The organism is Streptomyces sp. Tu6071 (assembly GCF_000213055.1).
Taxonomy (GTDB): domain Bacteria; phylum Actinomycetota; class Actinomycetes; order Streptomycetales; family Streptomycetaceae; genus Streptomyces; species Streptomyces evansiae.
Genome location: NZ_CM001165.1, coordinates 4935803 through 4954355 on the forward strand (window position 1 = coordinate 4935803; position 18553 = coordinate 4954355).

Genomic DNA, 18553 nt, shown 5'->3' on the forward strand with positions numbered 1-18553 from the left:
CATGCTCCCCTACTACGAGCTGCGCCACACGGTCGGCTTCGAGGAGACGAACCTGGTCGGAAACGTCTACTACGTCAACTACGTCCGATGGCAAGGCCGTTGCCGCGAGATGTTCCTGGACGAGCACGCCCCCGAGGTACTGGAGGACATCCGGGGGGACCTGAAGCTCTTCACGCTCTCGGTGGGGTGCGACTTCTTCGCCGAGATCACCGCCTTCGACCGCCTCTCGATCCGGATGCGCCTGGAGGACCTCACGCAGACCCAGGTGGGCTTCGCCTTCGACTACGTCCGGCTGCGCGGCGACGCCGAGGATCTCGTCGCGCGCGGCCGGCAGCGGGTCGCCTGCATGCGCGGACCGAACACCGACACCAGGCCGACCCGCGTCCCCGAGGCGCTGCGCCGGGCTCTGGGGCCCTACGGCCCCGGGGCGCCCGGCGCCTCGTCCGGGCGGCCGGCCGGCTCACCGAGCGGGGTGACACCATGACCGGAACACGGCCGCCGACAGCGGTCGATCCACCGGCGGGACCGGACGGCCGACGCGAACTGCGCCGCGTCCTCGGCTCGTTCGCGACCGGGGTCACGCTCGTGACCACCGGCCGGGAGAACCCGCGCGGCATGACGGCCAACTCCTTCGCGTCCGTCTCCCTGGAGCCGGCGCTGGTGCTGATCTGCGTGCTGCGTTCCGCGGCGCTCCACGACACCCTGCTCGCCGAGAAGGCGTTCGCCGTCTCCGTCCTGTCCGCCGAGCAGGAGCCGACCGCGCGCAGGTTCGCCGACCGGCGGCGTCCGCGCGGCGCCCGCGAGTTCGAGGGGGTCGACGTCGAGCCGGGCCGGCACACCGGGGCGCCGATCCTCAAGGGCGCGCTCGCCTGGCTGGAGTGCGGCCTGACCGCGGTCCACGACGGCGGCGACCACTCCATCCTGCTCGGCTCGGTGCTCGACGCCGGGCGGGGCGGTGACGACCCGGCCCTGCTCTTCCACGGGGGAGCCTTCCACCACCTCTCGCCGACGAAGGTGTAGCGCGACGGTACGAGGGCCCCGGGCCCCGGATGCGGCACATCCGGGACCCGGGGCCCTTTCGCGCGCCTCCTCAGCCCACGGGGGACGGGACGCCCGCCCGCTCCAGGGCGCTCCGGGCCGCCTCCGGCGCGGCGCCCGCCCCCACGAGCAGGCCGTGCACCTGCGCGGCGAAGCAGTGCTCCGCGTCGTACGGCGGGACGAGGAAGCCGCCCAGTTCCAGCGTGACCAGCCCGTGCAGGGCGATCCACATCTGGTGGGCCACCAGCCGCGCGTCCCCCGCGCGGAACCGCCCGGCCTCCATGGCCGCCGTGATCGCGCGGACCAGTGGTTCGAGGGTGTACCGGCCGTGCTGCCGGTCCTCGTCGGTGAGGCTGAAGCCGCCCGGCCCCGAGCCGCCGAACATCACCCCGTACAGGTAGTGGTGGTCGAGCGCGTTGCCCCGGTAGGCGAGGCCGAGCGCGGCGACGTCGGCGACCGGGTCGCCCGTCGCGGCGACCTCGCCCATGCGCTGGTCCAGCCGCGCGAAGCCCTCGCGGACGATCGCCCGGACCAGGTCGTCCATGCTGCCGAAGTGCGTGTAGACCGCGGTGGTCGAGGTCCCCACGGCCGCGGCGAGCCGACGCGTCGTCAGGGCCTGCGGTCCTTCCTCGGCCAGAATCCCCGCCGCCTCCTCGACGAGGCGTGCGCCGAGACCTGGGTCCGCCTGACGTGGACTCACCCTTGACGTCCCTTCGGTTGTGCCGCCATCATGTGGTCAAACGCTGTTATGTAACATCGATACGATACGTTGGGCGGATCCATGATCGCATCGAAAGCCGCAACGGCCTCCCTCTCCGCCGTTCCCCCGGTCGCGCGTGAGTCAACCGTCCTCGCCCCTCCGGCCCTCGGCGCCATCCCCCCGCAACTCGACGGCACCCTCCTCACCGTCGGCCCGAACCCGCTGGGCGGGCCCGACGGCCGGCACCCCTTCGCGGGCGACGGCATGGTCCACGGCCTGCGGCTGCGCGACGGCCGCGCCGAGTGGTACCGCAACCGCTGGCTGCGCACCGACCGCGCCGCCCGCCTGCTCGGCGAACTGCCCGCCCCCGGGCCCCGGCGCGGCTTCAGCGACAACGCGAACGGCAACATCATCCGGCACGCCGGCCGCACCCTGGTCCTGGGCGACGGGGGGCCGCTCCCGCTGGAACTCGACCGCGAGCTGAACACCGCCGCCCGCGTCGACTTCGACGGCACCCTGCCCGCGGGCTTCGCCGCGCACCCCCAGCACGACCCGCTCACCGGCGAACTCCACGCGATCGCCACCAGCCACGAGCCCCCGCACGCCGTCCACGTCGTCGTCGACGTCCACGGCCGGGTCCGGCGCACGGTGCCGATCCAGCTCAAGCGCCCCACCCTGATGCACGCCTTCTCCCTCACGGAGCACTACGCGCTCCTCTACGACCTGCCCGTCGTCCTCGACCCCGCGGCGGCCCCGCGAGCCCCGTACGCCTGGGACGACGGCCACGGCGCGCGCCTCGGGCTGCTGCCCCGCGAGGGCGGGCCGGACGACATCCTGTGGGTGGAGCTGGCACCCTGCTTCGTCTTCCACCCCGTCAACGCCTACGAGACGGACCGGGGCCTCGTCGTCGACGTCGTGCGCCACCCCCGCGTCTTCGACAGCGACCGGCTGCGCCCCGGCGAGACGTGCCCGACGCTGTGGCGCTGGACGGTCCACCCGGCCTCGGGCACCGTCGTGGAGGAGCAGTTGTGCGACCGCGTCCAGGAGGCTCCGCGCATCGACGACCGCTACCGCGGCAGCGCGCACCGCCTCGCCTTCACCACGGCGCTCGCCCCCGGCACGGGGGAACTGCTCGGCGGGCCGTCCCTGCTGCGCCACGACTTCGCCGCCGGGCGGACCGAGGCGCATCACCTGCCGCCCGGCCGCACGACGGGCGAGCCGGTGTTCGTCCCGCGCGAGCCGTGCGCACCCGAGGGCGACGGCTGGCTGCTGAGCCTCACGCACGACCGCCGCACCGACAGGAGCGAGCTGAGGATCGTCGACACCGCCGACTTCACCGGGGGCCCCGTCGCTGTCGTGGAACTGCCCGTGCGGGTGCCGCACGGCTTCCACACGACGTGGACCGCCGGGGCGTAGAGACCGCACCGAACACCTGGGCGCCGCACGGCACTTCGCGACCGGGGGCGGGGCGTTGTCAGGCGGCGGAGGGGAGGCCGGGGGCTCGCGGCGGGGGTCCGTGCGTCCCGGGCCGCGAGCGCGCCTTGAGCGGCGGGGGGCGACGCGGGGGCGGGCGGGTGCGTCGCGGGCGGAAGCGTGGGGCCCGGCGGTCCGAGGACGCCCCCCGGCAGGACGGCGCGCGGCCCCCGGCGCCGCGCGGGAGGCGCGGGGACGGGGACCGCGTGCGGGGGCCGGGACGCCTGCGGGGGCGGGGCCTCAGAGGTACTGCGTGTTGGGGGCGAGGCCGCACAGGATGCGGCCGTACAGCTCCAGGTTGGTGTTCGGGTGCATGATCGCGTGGAGGTTGAGCGTCTGGACGTCGCGCTCGATGCGCTGGATGGGCACGTGCGTGTACACCGAGGAGGCGCCGCTCGCCGTGTTCAGGATGTCGACGGCCTCCTTCGAGCGCTGGGACGCCGCCCCCGTGTCGAGGCGGACGCGGGCCCGCTCCTCCAGCGTCCACGGCTCGCCCGAGGCGTTCTTGCTGTCCACCAGGTCGGCGATGCGGTGCACGTGGAACTCGGACTCGTCGATCTTGACCGACGCCTCGGCGACCTGGAGGTGGGTCAGCGGGGCCTGGCTCTGGTCGGTGTACTCGGTGTAGGTGATCTTCCGGCCGGGCAGCCGCTCGAAGAAGACGTCCCGGGCGCCCTTGGCCAGACCCAGCGCGGTGGCGCTGACCGTGGCGCACGCCGTCGGCATGATGGGCGCCCGGTGGATGAGCGCGTCGGCGTTGCTGCCGTGGCCGCTGTGTCCCTGGAGGATGCCGCCGAGCGGGATGTACCAGCCCTCCGGCACGAAGACGTCGTGGGCGACCGTGCTGACACTGCCCGAGCCGCGCAGCCCGGCGGTGTGCCAGTCGTCGACGATCTCCAGCGAGGCGAGCGGGATGAGGGTCATGACCGGCTGGTGGCTGCCGTCCGGCATGGCCAGCACCGCCGCGTTGGTGTTCCACCTGCTCTGCTTCGCCCCGCTGTTGAACGACCACCTGCCGTTGACCACGATGCCGCCCTCGGCGGGCACCGCCATGGCCGTGGCGCTGATGATGCCGCTCACCAGGTCGTCCGGCGAGGCGAACACCTCGTCCTGGACCGCGTCGGGGAAGAGGCCCGCGACCCACGCGCTGATGGACCACACCCCGGCGGTCCACGAAGCCGATCCGTCGCCCCTGGCCAGCTCCGCGAGGACCTCCACCTGGGTCCTCATGTCGGACTCGTAGCCGCCGAGGCGTGCGGGGAGCCGGGTGCGCAGGAGGCCGGCCTCGGCCATCGCCTTGACGGTGCCCTCGTGCAGTTGGCGGTTCTCCTCGCCCCAGGCCGCGTTCTCCCGCAGCGTCGGCACGAGGCGTGCCGCGCGGGCGACGAGGTCGGCACGGGTCGGCGAGTCCGCAAGGTCGGTGGTGTCCATGGATTCTCCTCGGGAAGCGTGGACAGGAGGCGGGCTCCCGGTGACCGGAGCCCTGGACCACCGTGGCAGGCACCGGTGCGGGTGACATCTCCTGGGTTGCGGGGGAGTGGCGAACCCGTCACGAACGCGCGCGGGGCCGCCCTCGTCCCCACCCCACCCGCCCCTCCGGCCACCTCGCGAAACGGCTTCCGCCGGACAACTCCGCACGCTGGAAGAATCTCTGCGCAGAACCCGCAATCTGGAAGACGCCTGAGGGGTCGTCAGCCCTGATGATGCACCCCGAACCGCGTAGCGGCTTCCGGCCGACTCCGCCCGACGAGGAGACAGGTGCACCCATGACCGAGCCAACAGCCCACCGTCCAGGCAGACTTCCCTCCCTGACCGCCTTACGATTCGTTGCCGCGCTCCTGGTCTTCATCTTCCATTCGCACTATCTGGGCGTCTTCAGGAACACCTCGGTCGAGAAGCACTACGACTTCATCACCAACAGCGCCGGAGGGGTCGGCGTCTCGTTCTTCTTCGTGCTCAGCGGATTCGTGCTGACCTGGGTGGCGAAGCCGACCGACACCATGGGCGGGTTCTGGCGGCGCCGGTTCTTCAAGATCTACCCCAGCCACCTCGTGGTCTGGCTGGTCATCCTGGCCATGCTGCTCGTCTCGGGCACCGCGACCGAGAGCGGGCCCGCCATTGCCAACCTGTTCCTGGTGAACGCCTGGGTGCCGGAGATGAACAACCTCATCTTCGCGGTCAACGGGGTGACGTGGTCGTTGTCGGCGGAGATAGCCTTCTACCTGCTCTTCCCGTTCCTGATCATCGGCATCAGGAAGATCCCGGCCCGCCACCTCTGGTACTGGGCCGCGGGTGTCGCGCTGCTGGCGCTGTCCGTGCCGCTGCTGTCGAAGACCTTCCTGCCGGACTCGCCGGTCTTCCCCGGCTACGACGAGTTCTCCTGGCCGCAGATGTGGTTCGCCTACCAGTTCCCGCTGGTGCGCTGCCTGGAGTTCGTCGTCGGCATCCTCTTCGCCCGCATCGTCCTGAGCGAACAGTGGGGCCGCGTCCGCCTGGCCCCGGCCCTGCTCAGTGTGGTCGCGGTCTACGTGGTGTCGCTCTGGCTGCCGCAGCTGTGGTCCTTCGCGGCGCCCTACTCCTTCCCGCTCGGCCTGCTCGTCGCGGCCGTCGCCGCCCGGGACATCGAGGGCAGGGACACCCTGCTCGCCCGTCGCCCGCTGGTCTGGCTGGGCGAGATCTCGTACGCGTTCTTCCTGATCCACCTCAACGTGCTGAACTCGGCGCAGGCGGCGTTCAAGGGGCAGTGGATGGGGTACGGCGCGTTCGAGAAGACGTCGTGGAGCACGCCGGTTGCCGTGCTGTTCCTGCTCGGCTGCCTCGCCGTCAGCATCGTCCTGGCCTGGCTGCTCTACCGGTGCGTCGAGATGCCGGCCATGCGGAGATGGTCCAGGCCGCGCCCCCGCCCCTCCGCGCGGGTGGGCGGCACCGGCGAGGTCAAGGCCCCCGCGACCGGCGCCTGAACCGCCGTACCCCCTCCGCCCGGTACCCCGTCACGACGGGTACCGGGCGGAACCCTGCTCAGGGCGCGCTCGTCCCGGCGCCGTCGGCCACCGCCCCCGGGGCCTCGGACGCGGGGCCCTCGGTCTCGGGGGCCCCCTCCTTCTTCTGGCCCAGCGTCATCCAGGCCAGGACGACGACCAGCGCGATGACCACGATGCCGACGACGGCCACGGTGTTGAGCCCGTCGGTGAAGGCGCTGTGGGCAGAGGCCAGCAGCGAACGGGCCTGGGCGGCCGGGAGGTCGGCGGCGGCGGCGACCGCCTCGGCCAGTGTCTGCCGGGCCTCGGGCACCGGCGAGGAGGACATGCCGGACTGGTAGACCGCCCCGCAGATGCTGCCGAGCAGCGCCAGGCCGAGCGTCGAGCCGAGGAGGTTGCTCGTCTCCGACATCGACGCCGCCGAGCCCGCCTTCTCGGGCGGGGCCGCCCCGACGATCAGGCTGGTGCCGAGCACGAACATCGGCGCGATGCCCAGTGCCACCAGCGCCACGCTCAGCGACACCAGGGCGGCGCTGCTGTCGCTGGTCACGGTGGTGAGCAGGATCAGGCCCACGAAGCACAGCACGAGGCCGCCGAGGATCGCGGTGCGCGACTGGATGCGCCGGGTCAGCACCGGGGTGACCACCACGCCGATCGCGATGCCCACCCCGGTCGGCGCCTGCCACAGCCCGGCCTGCTCCGGGTCCAGCCCGAGCACGCTCTGGATGAACTGGCTGGTCGGCAGGCCCAGACCGGCGAGCGTCCCGGAGGCGAGCAGCATCGCCAGCAGGGAGCTGCTGAACTTCGTGTTGCGGAACAGCCGCAGATCGAGCAGCGGGTTGCTCAGCCGCAACTGCCGCAGGGTGAACACGACCCCGAACACGACACCCACGACGATGGCGACGATCGCCCCCGCGGGCGAGCTGTCGTCGCCGCCGGCCGCGAGCTGCTTGATGCCGTAGATGATCGGCAGGATCGCGGCGAGCGACAGGACCACGCTCAGCAGGTCGAGGCGGTTGGCCTCGCGGTCGCGGTACTCGGGCAGCAGGATGGGCCCGAAGATCAGCAGGAGCACCATGACCGGGATGCTGATCAGGAAGACCGAGCCCCACCAGAAGTGCTGGAGCAGGACCCCGCCGATGACCGGCCCGAGCGCGGCCCCGCCGAAGTTGCAGAAGGCCCACAGGGAGATCGCGGTGCCCATCTGCTTCGGGTTGCGGAACATGTTGCTGATCAGGGCCAGCGTCGAGGGGGACAGCGTCGCCGCGGCGATGCCGAGGAGCGCGCGGGCGATGATCAGCATCAGCGGGCTGGTCGAGAACGCGGCGAGCACCGAAGCCGCGGCGAAGGCGCTCGCGCCGATCAGCAGCAGCTTGCGGCGGCCGATCCGGTCACCGAGCGTCCCCATGGTGATCATGAAACCGGCGAGCATGAAGCCGTAGATGTCGGTGATCCACAGCTGTTCGGTGCCGCTCGCGCCCAGGTCGGCGCTCAGGTGGGGCAGTGCCAGGAACAGGACCCCGATGTCGAAGGCGACGAGCAGCGTGGGCAGCGCCAGTGCGGCCAGGCCCAGCCATTCCCGCCGCCCGGCCCGTGGGGGAGCCTCCTGCGTCGTGTCACTCATGGCGATCCTTTCTCACGTCACCGCCGAGGACGGCGCCGCGCGGCGCCGTTTCCCGGTAGTCGGAGCAGACGCCGGGATTCCGACACGCGCGCCCGCCGGGCGAGCGGCCCGGGACGGTGTCCTCGCGGGCCGCTCCCCGGGGGCGGGGCGAGGGGGACGGCCCGCTTCCGGTGGTCGTGGACCGGGCGGGCGCCTACTGGCGTACGGCCCCCGTCGCCCGGTCGAGGCGGCCGACGTGGTCCTTCCGGCCGCGTCGCCGGGCCGTGAACTCCAGGTACGCCTGCGCGCCCAGCAGGTGGAGAATCCACGCCCCCCAGCTGGTGGCCTCGATGAGGACCTGGATGTTCACCTGGAGACCCCAGTGCAGCATCATCCAGGCCACGATGCGGCCGTAGGTCGTGAACAGCGCGAGCGAGAAGCTGTAGACCATCCAGCGGCGGTGCTCGGCGTACCGGTGCACCCGCGCCTTGTACCAGGCGTACAGCGTCGTGCCCAGCCACAGGACCGCGCCGGTGGCGAGGCCGGTGCTGCCCTGGTTGGCGCGGTGCGGCACCAGGACGAACAGCACGATGAGCGACGTCGGGATCACCGCGCCGAACACGTACACCCGGCCGACGAGGCGGTGCACCCTCGGGCGCGTGCGGCGCAGGTGGGGCCAGACCTGGAGCATCATCGTCACCAGGGCCAGGTTGCCCGTGACCACGTGGGCGACCAGGAACGCGAAGTGCGGGTGGAAGCCCGGGTCGAGCTGGCTGCGGGAGGCGGTCTCGTCCGTGGTGAAGTAGTGCGGGAACGCGTACAAAACGTTGAAGAGCACGGCGAGGCCCACCACGCCGTACCAGGGGTAGTACCTCTTCCACCAGGGCCGATCCGCACCGGCTGCGGGTCGCTGCTCGGTGCCGGGGGCGTCGGGCGGGGCCTGGAGGCCCGTCTGTGGACTGTTCTGCGACATGCCTGTCCTCGGCTCTCTCGCGGCGGGGCTGAAGCGCACGTAGAGCATCGGGCCTGAAACCCCCGACGGCATCTTCGTACGTGCCATGTTCCGCCTTTCCAGGGCGAGTTGAGGACAAGTCACCGACTCTGGGGCTGAATTCCGCCGCTCCGCGCCCCGGCGCCCACCGCCCGGTACGGGGACACGCGCACCGCTCGTGAGCGGCCCGCAATCCAGGAGATGCCCGGCTCCGGCCGCAGAGCACATGGTGAAGCGCGTGGGTGGTGACGGTGGCAGCCGATCCCGCTGTGACGGCTGCCACCGCTCCCCGGGCGGGCGACGGGCGGCTCCTCCGCTCCGACGCCGTGTCCCCCGTCGCCCTCCACCCGGCCCCCTCGCACCCCCGGACGGCCGGAGCACCGGTCTGTCCGCGCGACCCCGAGCACGGGAACCGCGGATTCCCGACCTGCCCCGCACGACTTCCCGACATCCCCCGCACGACCCCCAGGAGGTGGGCTGAATGCCCCAGGAAACATCCCGGCCGACGGCCGACGGCGACCCGACCCGCGCCGTCGTGCTGGGCGGCAGCATCGCCGGGCTGTTCGCGGCCCGTGTGCTCGCCGAGGCGTACGACGAGGTGGTCGTCGTGGACAGGGACGCGGTCACCGGGGTGGACGGTCCACGCCGCGGCCGTCCCCAGGGCAAGCACATCAACGCCATGCACGTGCGCGGCAGGGTGGTGATGGAGGAGCTGTACCCCGGCATCACCGACCAGCTCGTCGCCGACGGCGTCCCGATCGGCGACTTCTCCGGCTCCGTCCGCTGGTACTTCCGCGGCCGTCCCGTCAAGCGCGCCGACATCGGCTTCATCGCGGTGCCCGCCACGGCGCCGCTGATGGAGCGCCGCATCCGCGAACGCACCGCCGAGCTGGCCAACGTCCGCTTCGCCGAGGGCTGCGACATCCTGGGCCTGGCCGCCAGCGCCGACCACGCGCGGGTGACCGGCGTCAAGATCCAGCGCCGGGGCAAGACCGCCGAGACGATCGCCGCCGACCTCGTCGTCGACGCGACCGGGCGCGGCTCGCGCACCCCCCTGTGGCTGGAGGAGATGGGCTACCCGCGCGTCGCGGAGGAGCGGACCGACATCGGTCTGGGCTACGTCACGCAGAACTACCGGATGAAGGCGGACCCGTACCACGGCGACCTCGCCATCATCGCCGTCGCCCACCCCGAGGTGCCCCGCGGCGTCATCTTCACCAAGACCGAGGGCGACACGACCCTGATGACGGTCTACGGCATCCTCGGCGACCACCCGCCGACCGACCAGCAGGGGCTCTACCAGTTCGTCAAGCGCCTGCCCGTCCCCGACATCCACGAGGCGCTGCAGCACGCGGAACCGGTCGACGAGCCGGTCGCCTTCCGCTTCCCCACCACACAGCGCCGCCGCTACGAGGACATGCCCCGCTTCCCGTCGGGCCTCCTGGTCATCGGCGACGCGGTGTCGTGCTTCAACCCGGTCTACGCGCAGGGCATGACGGTCGCGGCGATGTCCGCCCTGACCCTGCGCCGCCACCTCCACTCCGGGGCCACGCCGGACGGGCGGCAGTACTTCCGCGACCTGGCCCACGACGTCATCGACCCGCCCTGGGAGATGACCCGCACCGTCGACCTCGGCTTCGACGGGGTCGAGGGCAAGCGGGACCTCAAGGTGCGGGTGGGCCAGCGCTACCTGGCGATGGTGCAGACGGCGGCGACCCGCGACCCCGTGGTCACCCGCGGGTACATGCGCGCCGCCGGGATGCTCGACCGGCCGGAGCAGCTGATGCGGCCCGCGATGATCCTCAGGGTCCTGCTGAACGCGCTGCGCGGCCCCGCCGGGCGCGCCGCCGTCCCGCCGGCCCTCGCCGACCCCGCCCCGAGCCGCTCGGGAGCCCGCTGACCGGGCTCCGGTCCCGCGCGCCCGCGCTCCCGCGCGGTGCCCGGCGACCCGCTGTCGCTCCCGCGGGCGGGGGACGGCAGTTCAGGAGATGCGCCGCGATCACCGGGGCTGCGAGAGTCGGACACGGTGGTGCCGGAACCGACGCGGGTCCGGCCGGGACGGGCGTCCCGCCTCCGGGCGACACCGGGCCGGACGCCCGTCCCCCACCGCGCCGCCGCCGCTACGGGGGGAGCGGCGGCGGCCCCCGCCTCCCACGCAGAGCTTCGCGCCATCCGGGCGTCCGGCCCGCGGGCACGCCCCGAACCACGACCCCGCACTTCCCGAAAAACTGTGAGGAGCAGTGACATGACCACTCAGCAGCCGGCGGCCCCCGCGGACATCGCGCAGCGGATCGCCGCCATCTGGACGGACGTCCTCGGGCCGGGCTCCGACCGCGCGGGCGCCACCTTCGTCGAGCTCAACGGGCAGTCCATCGCGGCCGTGCGCATCGCCGCCGGGATCGAGGAGCAGCTCGGCATCACGCTCGACATCGGCGACCTGTTCGAGGACCCGGACCTGGAAACGCTCACCCGGGACATACTCGCCCGCATCGAGGGGTGAAGGCGATGGCCGAACTGACCCACGTGACCCCGGACACCCCGCTCGACGAGGTCGTCGGAATCCTGGAACGACAAGGGGCGGTGATCGTCGAGGAGTTCGTCGATCCCGCGACGCTCGCCGGGCTCCGGGAGGACCTCGGCCTCGGCCTGGAGACGGCCGGCTACAGCGAGAGCGGCTACGACGGGAAGAAGACCAAACGCCTGTCCAGCCTCTTCCACCGCTCGCCGCGCCACATGACCGAGGTGGTCCTCCAGCCGCAGTTCCTCGGCGCGGCCCGGCGCCTGCTGCAACAGCCCACGCACATGTGGATCGGCAAGATCCGGATGGAGGTCACCCCCAGCGTCCAGGTCAGCTTCACCCAGGCGATCAGGATCGACCCCGGCCAGGGCAGGCAGCCCCTGCACCGGGACGACGCGATGCACCTGTGGCGGCACCCGGGACCGCCGTGCCGGCTCCAGCTCATGCTGGCGCTGAACGACTTCACCAGCGCCAACGGCGCGACCCTGGTCATCCCCGGCAGCCACCACTGGGACGACGAACGGGCGCCCACGTACGCCGAGGCGGTCCCGGCGGTCATGCCCGCGGGGTCCGCCCTCCTGTGGCCGGGCGGGGTGTACCACGGGGGCGGCGCCAACACCACCGACTCCCCGCGGTACAGCCTTTCCGTCGCGCTCGACCTGGGCAACCTGCGGCAGGAGGAGAACCAGTACCTCGCCGTCCCCCGGGAGACCGTGATGACGCTTCCGGAGGAGGTGCAGAGGCTGCTCGGCTGGGACCGCTGCCCGCCCGGCCTCGGCCAGGTCGAGACGCAGGACCCGCACCTGCTGCTGGAGCGGACGCAGGAGGAACTGGCCACCCGGCCCCGCGGGGCGAATCCGCTGAAGTAGCGCCGCCCGTCCGCCGGAAGCAGCCGGTGCGCCCTCATGAGAGAGGACGCACCGGCTGCGGCTTTTCCCGCCGGCGACGCGAGAGCCGGCACGGGCCGCGGTGGGGACGGAGTGTCCGGTCCGGGAACGCACGGCCGCCCCGGCCGCCGGCGGGCGGCCGGGGCGGATTCCCGCGCCCGGGGCGTGGCTCAGTACGTCACGACGGCGCGGAAGCGGACCTCGCCCCGCGCCGCCTTGTCGACCGCGTCCGTGATCCTCTCCATGGGGAAGACCTCGGTCATCGGCGTGACCTCGCCCCGCGCGACGAGGTCCAGCGCCTCGGTCAGATACCCCAGCCCGTCGTGGGAGGCGCCCAGCACCCGCTGGCCCCGCGCCCAGAACGTCGGCGCGTTGGGCCCGATCCTGAACGAGCCCACCGGGTCGATCGTGGCCAGCACGACCCGGCCGCCGACCCGCAGCCCGCGCAGCGCGTCCGTGGCGGCCTCGTACGACGTGCCGGTCACGAGGACGACGTCGGCGCCACCGGCCTCCCGCAGCTCCTCCCCGTCGCGCACGACGAGGTCGGCGCCGAGCTTCGCGGCGAGCGCGTGCTTGTCCGGCGAGCGGGTGAGCGCGACGGTCTCGAACCCGCTCGCCCGCGCGTACTGCAGGGCCATGTGCCCCAGCCCCCCGATGCCGAGGACCGCGATCCGCTCGTGCGGCTGCGGCTCACTCGCCCGCAGCGCGCTCCAGGCCGTGTACCCGGCGCACAGGACGGGCGCGGCCGTCACGTAGTCGAGCCCGTCGGGAAGGAGCACGGTGCTCGCGGCGGCCACGCAGAGGTATTCGGCGTGGCCGCCCTGGACGTTCAGGCCGGTCATCACCGGCGCCGCGCACGTCATGCCGGACGAGCCGGTGAGGGGCGGGTTGCCCCGGCAGGAGGAGCACCGGCCGCAGGTGGCCTGGACCCAGGTGGTGCCGACCCGGTCGCCGACCTGACGGCTCGTGGTGCCGGGCCCCACCTCGACCACCTCGCCCGCCGCCTCGTGCCCGGTGATCGCCGGGTCGCACGACGGGAAGGGGAAGACGCCCTGGGCGGTCCACAGGTCGTTGTGGCAGAGCCCGCAGGCGTGCACCTTGAGGAGCACTTGTCCGGGCCCCGGCCGGGGGGTCGCGACCTCCCGGATCTCCCAGGGGGCGTTGACTTCGGGAATGACGGCTGCCTTCATACGCGTGAACCCTCCGGCTTCGGGTGGACGGGAAGGGCTGCGCGGCCTGCCGCCCCCGCGGGCTGACACGGTCCGGCGCTCGCGCGCGGATCCCCGGGGAACCGCCGGTCCTCGCGGACGACGTGGAGCCCCGCGAGCAGACGGCGCGGCGGCCTCGGCGGGACCGGCCCGCCGGGCCGGGAGCGGCCCTTCCGCCCGACGAGCTTCGACCGGCGCCGTCCTCGCCCGCATCTTCCGGAGTGCTCTGGGCGGCCGGTCCGGCCTCGTGGTCCGCGCGTGGAACGCTGTGCCGTGCGGGGGAGTTGGGAGTTCCGGGGAGAAGGCGACCGACCGGGGGGACCCGGCGAGAAGGTGACGGGCCGGAGGGCCCGGCGGAGAAGGCGACCGACCGGAGGGCCCCGGCGACGAGGTGACGGGCCCCGACCCGCTCCCCGCGTCGGGGGCCCCGGTTCAGCCGCGCCCCGCTCGGCGCCGCGAGCCGGGGCGCGGCGGTGTCCCGGTCAGGCGCCGCCGCCGGGCTTCGGCGCGAATCCGTCGTGCTCGATGGGCCACAACTCGATCGGGTCCTCGCGCGCCCACGGCATCCGCGCCGCCATCTCGCGCGCGCGGTCGGCCGACTCCACGTCGAGCAGGTAGAGGCTGCAGAGGTACTCCTTGGCCTCCAGGTAGGGGCCGTCCGTCGAGATGGGGGCCCCGTCCTGGTTCCGTACCAGCGAGGCGTCCTTGGCGTCGTGCAGGCCGTAGGCCGCGAGCAGTTCCCCGGAGGCCCGGTAGCGGGCGTTCCAGGCGTCCTGCTCCGCGATCCTCTTCTCCAGGAGCTCCGCCGGGATCGAGTCCCACTTCTCCTTGTTGCCGTAGATCATGAGCAGGTACTTCATGTCAGCCCTCGGCCTCCTCGGTCGCGCGCGCGAACCGAACGATGTGTGAAGTCTGGTACGAGCGATCGACGGGATCACACCGCCCACCCTGTGAACAGCCACTGTACGAGATCCGCTGCCGGGACCCCGGGGCCTCGCGGAGGGGGCCGGTGGGAGGTGGCGCGGTGCGGCGGTCCGAGTCCGCACCGTGGAAGACGCTTCCGGCGGCGCCCGCTCGACACCATGGGAGGACCGGTATCCAACCGTCCTCACAGGAGGTAGACGTGGACGACGACGGGCTCTTCGTCATCGATCCGGCCGGAACCGACATCCACGGGGAGGGGGCCAGGCTCCGGGCCCGCGGACCGGTCACCCGGGTACTGCTGCCCGGCGGCCTCGCGGCCTGGTCGGTGACCGGCTACGACGCCGCCCGGCAGGTCCTGGCGGACGACCGGTTCGCCAAGAACGCCAGGGAGCACTGGCCCGCGTACATCGAGGGCACCCTCGGCCCCGACTTCCCGCTGATCGCCTGGGCCCGGATGGACAACATGTCCACCGCCGACGGCGAGCGGCACACCCGCCAACGCCACCTCGTCGCGGGCGCGTTCAGCCCGCGGCGGATCGCCTTCCTGCGCCCGCGCGTCGAGCGCGTCGTCGCGGGGGCGCTTGACGAACTCGCCGCGTACGCGGCCGAGCGGCCCGGCGAGCCCGTCGACCTCAAGCTGCGCTACGCGCACCCGGTGGCCTCGCGGGTGATCGGCGAACTGCTCGGCGTGCCCGACGGCGACCCGGACGGCATCCTGGACCGCGCGGGGTACGTCGAACCGAACCCGCGGAAGGCGGCGGCGGAGTTCGCCGCGCTGCGCGACAAGATCGAGGCGCTGGTCGCGCACAAGCGCCGGGAACCGGGCGAGGACCTGATCAGCGACCTGATCGCGGCCGGGTCCGGCGGCTGCCCGGTGTCCGGCGCGGGTGAGGGCTCCGACGCCGAAGTGGTGGGCCTGGCACAGCTGATGCTCAACACCGGGGCCGAACCGGCCAGGAACCTCATCACGAACACCGCGCTCGCGCTCCTCACCCGGCCCGGCCAGCGCGCCCTGGCCGAGGACGGCGAGGTGGGCTGGGAGGACGTGGTGGAGGAGACGCTGCGCACCGACGCGCCGGTGGCGCACCTGCCGTTCCGGTTCGCGACGGAGGACGTCACGATCGCCGGGGTGACCATCGCGCGGGGCGACCCGGTGGTGGTCGGGTACGCGGCGACCGGCCGCGACCCGCAGGTGCACGGGGCCGCGGCGGGGGAGTTCGACGCCCGGCACGAGGACAAGCGGCACGTCGCGTTCGGCCACGGCGTGCACCGCTGTGTCGGCCCGGTACTGAGCCGTATGGAGGTGAGCATCGCGGTGCGGGAGCTGTTCACGCGATTCCCCGGCCTGCGGCTCGCCGCGGAGCCCGGTCAACTCCCCGGCCAGGGAACCTTCGTGATGAACGGCCGCCTCGCGCTGCCGGTCCACCTCTGAGAGGGCGGCGGCGCCGCACCGCCGGGACGGGCGCAACCAGGAAGATGCCCCCCGCCCCCGCCCTTGCGACGCTGGGGCGAGAGCGCGGTGCATCCATCCGGTCCCACGGTGAGAGGAAAAGGCATGGAGAGCGCGACGACCACGGACGGGACTCCCCAGGAGACGGACGCGATCGCCGACATGTTCGACGAGTCCTCCGACATGTCGGAGGTCTTCAACGACGGTCAGGTGCATCTGTCCTACTGGTACGACGAGGAGGACGAAGCCCCCCTGATCGAGGCCGCGCAGCGGCTGACCCGCAAGGTGGCGGACTCGCTGGGCCTGCGCGAGGGCGACCGGGTCCTCGACGTCGGCTGCGGCCTCGGGGCCCCGGCCCTCCAGCTCGCCACCGAGTACGGGGTGCGGGTCACCGGCGTCAACATCAGCCCCCGCCAGGTGGCCGAGGCACGCGCCCGCGCCCGCAAGGCCGGACTGGCGGACCAGGTCGACTTCCACCTGGGCGACTACGGGTCCCTCGACCTCCCGGACGACAGCTTCGACGCGGTGGTGGCGATGGAGTCCCTCGTCTACGTCGCCGATCTCGGGCACACCCTCGGCAGCCTGCGCCGGGTGATGCGCCCCGGCGCGCGGCTGTCCCTGGCCGAGCCCACCCGGGAGGGCCTCGGTGTCGTGGCCGCCGCCGGGTTCGCCGCCGACTTCGGCGCGAAGTGGCTGCTGTCGGTGGAGGACTGGCTGGGTCCCCTGCGGGAGGCCGGCTTCGAGCCGATGGAGTACCTCCAGTGCGGGCCGCGCGTCTTCGGCATGGGCCCCAAGTACCTGCACGCCGTGGACGTCCGGCGCGAGGAGCTGGCCGCGCGCTTCGGCGGGGCCGCCGTCGACGAACTCCGCGGGACGCTGGAGACCTTCTTCGCCCCGGGAGCGAGCCGGATCGGCTACGCGATCATCACCGCGCGCAAGCCCCGGGACTGACGCCCGGACGGGGCGCGGCCGGGCCCCTCCCGCGCCGGAACGCGCGGGTCAGGGGTGCCGGTGGGGGCGGCACGTACGAAGATGCGCGAGCACGGCGGTCGCCCGGAGAATCGAGACACGACCCCGGCGGAGCACCCGCCCCCCTCCGGCCGGACCGGCCGCCGAAACCCCGCCTTTCCCGGCCAGAGGCTCCCGTGGCGTGAACTGCGTTGTCCTCACGCCCTGTTCGCGCGGCCTGGGCCGCGTCCCCACCCCCGTCACCGCCGTCGCGGCGGCGAGAAGCCGCACGACCGCCCGGACCGCAGCGCCCGGACCGCAGCGCCCGGACCGCAGCGCCCGGACCGCCGTGCCCGGACGACCGGCCCGGGACCCCCCGTCCGGCGGCGACGCCCTCGCGGGATCAGCGACGCCCGGCCACACCGCACCCGCACGCGACACGCTGAACGATGCCGACGGCAGCCGCAGCGTCCGCCTTTTCTGAGGAGAGACATGACCACGACTTCGGACACCCAGCAGCCGACCGCGGCGCTCTCGCTGCAGCAGCAGTTCCTCCGCATGTTCGCCCAGGGCTTCGAGGCCGGGCCGTTCGGGCCGCACTACACGGAGGCGTTCGCCTGGCGCGTCAGCGGAAGCGTCGACGAGGACGTTCTGCGGCTGGCGCTGGCCGACGTGGTCGAGCGGCACGAGGCGCTGCGCACCGTGGTGCACCTGGAGGACGGCGGCGGGCAGAGCATCGTGCCCGCCGTGCCGCCCGAGCTGGAGGTGGTCGGCCTGGACGCGTCGCCGGGCGCGGACCGGGACCGGCGTGCCGAGGAACTCATGATCGAGACGGAGACCCGGCCCTTCCCGGCCGACCACGTCCCGTTGCTGCGGGCCGTCCTGGGCCGCTTCGACGAGGAGGACTCCGTCCTCGTCCTGTGCGCCCACCACAGCGCCGCCGACGTCTGGTCGATCCAGGTGGTCCTGAAGGACCTGGCGCAGTGCTACACGGCCCGCGCGGCCGGGAAGGAACCCGCGCTTCCCGAGGCGACGCAGTACCGCGACTACGTCACCGCGCAGCAGGAGGAGGCCGACTCGCCGGCCGTGGCCGCCTCGCGCGCGTACTGGCGCGACACGCTGCGGGGCGCCCGGATTCTCGTCGCGCCCGTGCGGACGACCGACCAGAGCCCGGCGACGAGTTACCACCGCTTCACGACCGAGGCGCGGGTGAGCGAGGAGGTGTCCCGCCTGGCCAAGGCGACGCGCAGCTCGCCGTTCATGGTGCTGCTCGCCGCGTTCGCCGTCTTCACGAACCGCCGCACCGAGGCGACCGACATCACGGTCCCCACCTTCACGCCGGGGCGTGAGCACCGCTTCCAGTCCACGGTCGGGTCGTTCTTCAACTTCACCCCGCTCCGCGTGCGGCTGGAGGACTGCCGGACCTTCCGCGACGTGGTCGCCCGTACGAGGACCGCCTGCGTCGGCGCGTTCTCGCACGAGCTGCCGCTGCTGCACCTCCTCGCCGAGGCGCCCGAGCTGATGTCGTCGGCGGGCCCCGAAGCGGTGCCGACCCTCTTCCAGGCCGTCCAGCCGCCCTACCTGATGGAGGGCGACCGGTACGGGGACCTGGAGTTCACCGCGATCTGGCGGCGGGTCATCCCGCAGCCGCTCGGCTCGGACACCCCGGACGGCATGATCTGGTCGATGCACCTGGGCAGCACCGAGCTGGTCGGCGGGCTCAGCTTCAGCCGCCACCTCTTCGAGCGCGCCGACGTCGTCGAGCAGGCCGAGGAGTTCCTCGCCCTGATCGGCGAGCTCGTCGCCGACCCCGACGCGGCGATCTGAGGCCGGCG

Annotated in this window: 16 protein-coding genes; 10 read left to right on the plus strand and 6 right to left on the minus strand. The window is 73.2% G+C overall.

Annotated features, from left to right (window positions below; genetic code table 11):
- The first annotated feature begins 1 nt into the window (after position 1).
- Positions 2 to 484 carry an acyl-CoA thioesterase gene (locus STTU_RS20780; RefSeq protein WP_007826428.1) on the plus strand — a complete coding sequence of 161 codons (483 nt, stop codon included), beginning with the start codon at positions 2 to 4 and terminating at the stop codon, positions 482 to 484.
- Positions 481 to 1020: a flavin reductase family protein gene (locus STTU_RS20785; RefSeq protein ID WP_043255851.1), complete on the plus strand. Its 540-nt coding sequence runs from the start codon at positions 481 to 483 to the stop codon at positions 1018 to 1020. Before STTU_RS20780 ends, STTU_RS20785 begins: the two co-directional genes overlap by 4 nt.
- 70 nt (positions 1021 to 1090) lie before the next feature.
- Here the strand turns inward: STTU_RS20785 and STTU_RS20790 are convergent, their stop codons facing one another.
- Entirely contained in the window at positions 1091 to 1738 is a 648-nt protein-coding gene (locus STTU_RS20790) for a TetR/AcrR family transcriptional regulator (protein ID WP_007826432.1), read from the minus strand.
- An 81-nt stretch (positions 1739 to 1819) separates the two neighbouring features.
- Here STTU_RS20790 and STTU_RS20795 point away from each other — a divergent pair, with 81 nt between their 5' ends.
- Positions 1820 to 3154: a carotenoid oxygenase family protein gene (locus STTU_RS20795; protein ID WP_007826434.1), complete on the plus strand. Its 1335-nt coding sequence runs from the start codon at positions 1820 to 1822 to the stop codon at positions 3152 to 3154.
- A gap of 297 nt (positions 3155 to 3451) precedes the next feature.
- Here STTU_RS20795 and STTU_RS20800 read toward each other — a convergent pair whose 3' ends face one another.
- On the minus strand, positions 3452 to 4642 hold the full coding sequence (locus STTU_RS20800) for an acyl-CoA dehydrogenase family protein (RefSeq protein WP_007826436.1): 1191 nt from the start codon (positions 4640 to 4642) through the stop codon (positions 3452 to 3454).
- Positions 4643 to 4977: 335 nt separating this feature from the next.
- Here STTU_RS20800 and STTU_RS20805 point away from each other — a divergent pair, with 335 nt between their 5' ends.
- Positions 4978 to 6171 carry an acyltransferase family protein gene (locus STTU_RS20805; RefSeq protein WP_007826444.1) on the plus strand — a complete coding sequence of 398 codons (1194 nt, stop codon included), beginning with the start codon at positions 4978 to 4980 and terminating at the stop codon, positions 6169 to 6171.
- A 58-nt stretch (positions 6172 to 6229) separates the two neighbouring features.
- On the opposite strand, the gene STTU_RS20810 is transcribed toward STTU_RS20805, so the two are convergent.
- Entirely contained in the window at positions 6230 to 7813 is a 1584-nt protein-coding gene (locus tag STTU_RS20810) for an MFS transporter (RefSeq protein WP_007826445.1), read from the minus strand.
- A 193-nt stretch (positions 7814 to 8006) separates the two neighbouring features.
- On the minus strand, positions 8007 to 8852 hold the full coding sequence (locus STTU_RS20815; RefSeq protein WP_007826446.1) for a DUF2306 domain-containing protein: 846 nt from the start codon (positions 8850 to 8852) through the stop codon (positions 8007 to 8009).
- A gap of 412 nt (positions 8853 to 9264) precedes the next feature.
- Here STTU_RS20815 and STTU_RS20820 point away from each other — a divergent pair, with 412 nt between their 5' ends.
- From STTU_RS20820 to STTU_RS20830, 3 genes are all read left to right on the plus strand, one after another.
- Positions 9265 to 10683, plus strand: coding sequence for an FAD-dependent oxidoreductase (locus tag STTU_RS20820; RefSeq protein ID WP_007826447.1), 1419 nt, complete (start codon positions 9265 to 9267; stop codon positions 10681 to 10683).
- A gap of 345 nt (positions 10684 to 11028) precedes the next feature.
- Positions 11029 to 11283, plus strand: a complete 255-nt coding sequence (locus STTU_RS20825) for a phosphopantetheine-binding protein (protein ID WP_010261642.1) — start codon at positions 11029 to 11031, stop codon at positions 11281 to 11283.
- A 5-nt stretch (positions 11284 to 11288) separates the two neighbouring features.
- Positions 11289 to 12170 (plus strand): phytanoyl-CoA dioxygenase family protein, encoded by an 882-nt coding sequence (locus tag STTU_RS20830; protein ID WP_007826456.1) that lies wholly within the window; start codon positions 11289 to 11291, stop codon positions 12168 to 12170.
- Between the two features lie 188 nt (positions 12171 to 12358).
- Here the strand turns inward: STTU_RS20830 and STTU_RS20835 are convergent, their stop codons facing one another.
- Both STTU_RS20835 and STTU_RS20840 read right to left on the minus strand, forming a co-directional pair.
- Positions 12359 to 13378: an alcohol dehydrogenase catalytic domain-containing protein gene (locus tag STTU_RS20835; RefSeq protein WP_043255853.1), complete on the minus strand. Its 1020-nt coding sequence runs from the start codon at positions 13376 to 13378 to the stop codon at positions 12359 to 12361.
- Between the two features lie 500 nt (positions 13379 to 13878).
- A complete protein-coding gene (locus tag STTU_RS20840) occupies positions 13879 to 14256 on the minus strand; it encodes a YciI family protein (RefSeq protein ID WP_043255854.1) in 378 nt (125 codons plus the stop codon).
- Positions 14257 to 14519: 263 nt separating this feature from the next.
- Between STTU_RS20840 and STTU_RS20845 the strand changes: the two genes are divergently transcribed.
- The 3 genes from STTU_RS20845 (at position 14520) to STTU_RS20855 (ending at position 18545) form a co-directional block, all read left to right on the plus strand.
- Positions 14520 to 15752: a cytochrome P450 family protein gene (locus tag STTU_RS20845; protein WP_043255855.1), complete on the plus strand. Its 1233-nt coding sequence runs from the start codon at positions 14520 to 14522 to the stop codon at positions 15750 to 15752.
- Positions 15753 to 15875: 123 nt separating this feature from the next.
- Positions 15876 to 16721 carry an SAM-dependent methyltransferase gene (locus STTU_RS20850; protein WP_007826464.1) on the plus strand — a complete coding sequence of 282 codons (846 nt, stop codon included), beginning with the start codon at positions 15876 to 15878 and terminating at the stop codon, positions 16719 to 16721.
- A gap of 489 nt (positions 16722 to 17210) precedes the next feature.
- Entirely contained in the window at positions 17211 to 18545 is a 1335-nt protein-coding gene (locus tag STTU_RS20855; RefSeq protein ID WP_007826468.1) for a condensation domain-containing protein, read from the plus strand.
- Positions 18546 to 18553 lie beyond the last annotated feature (8 nt).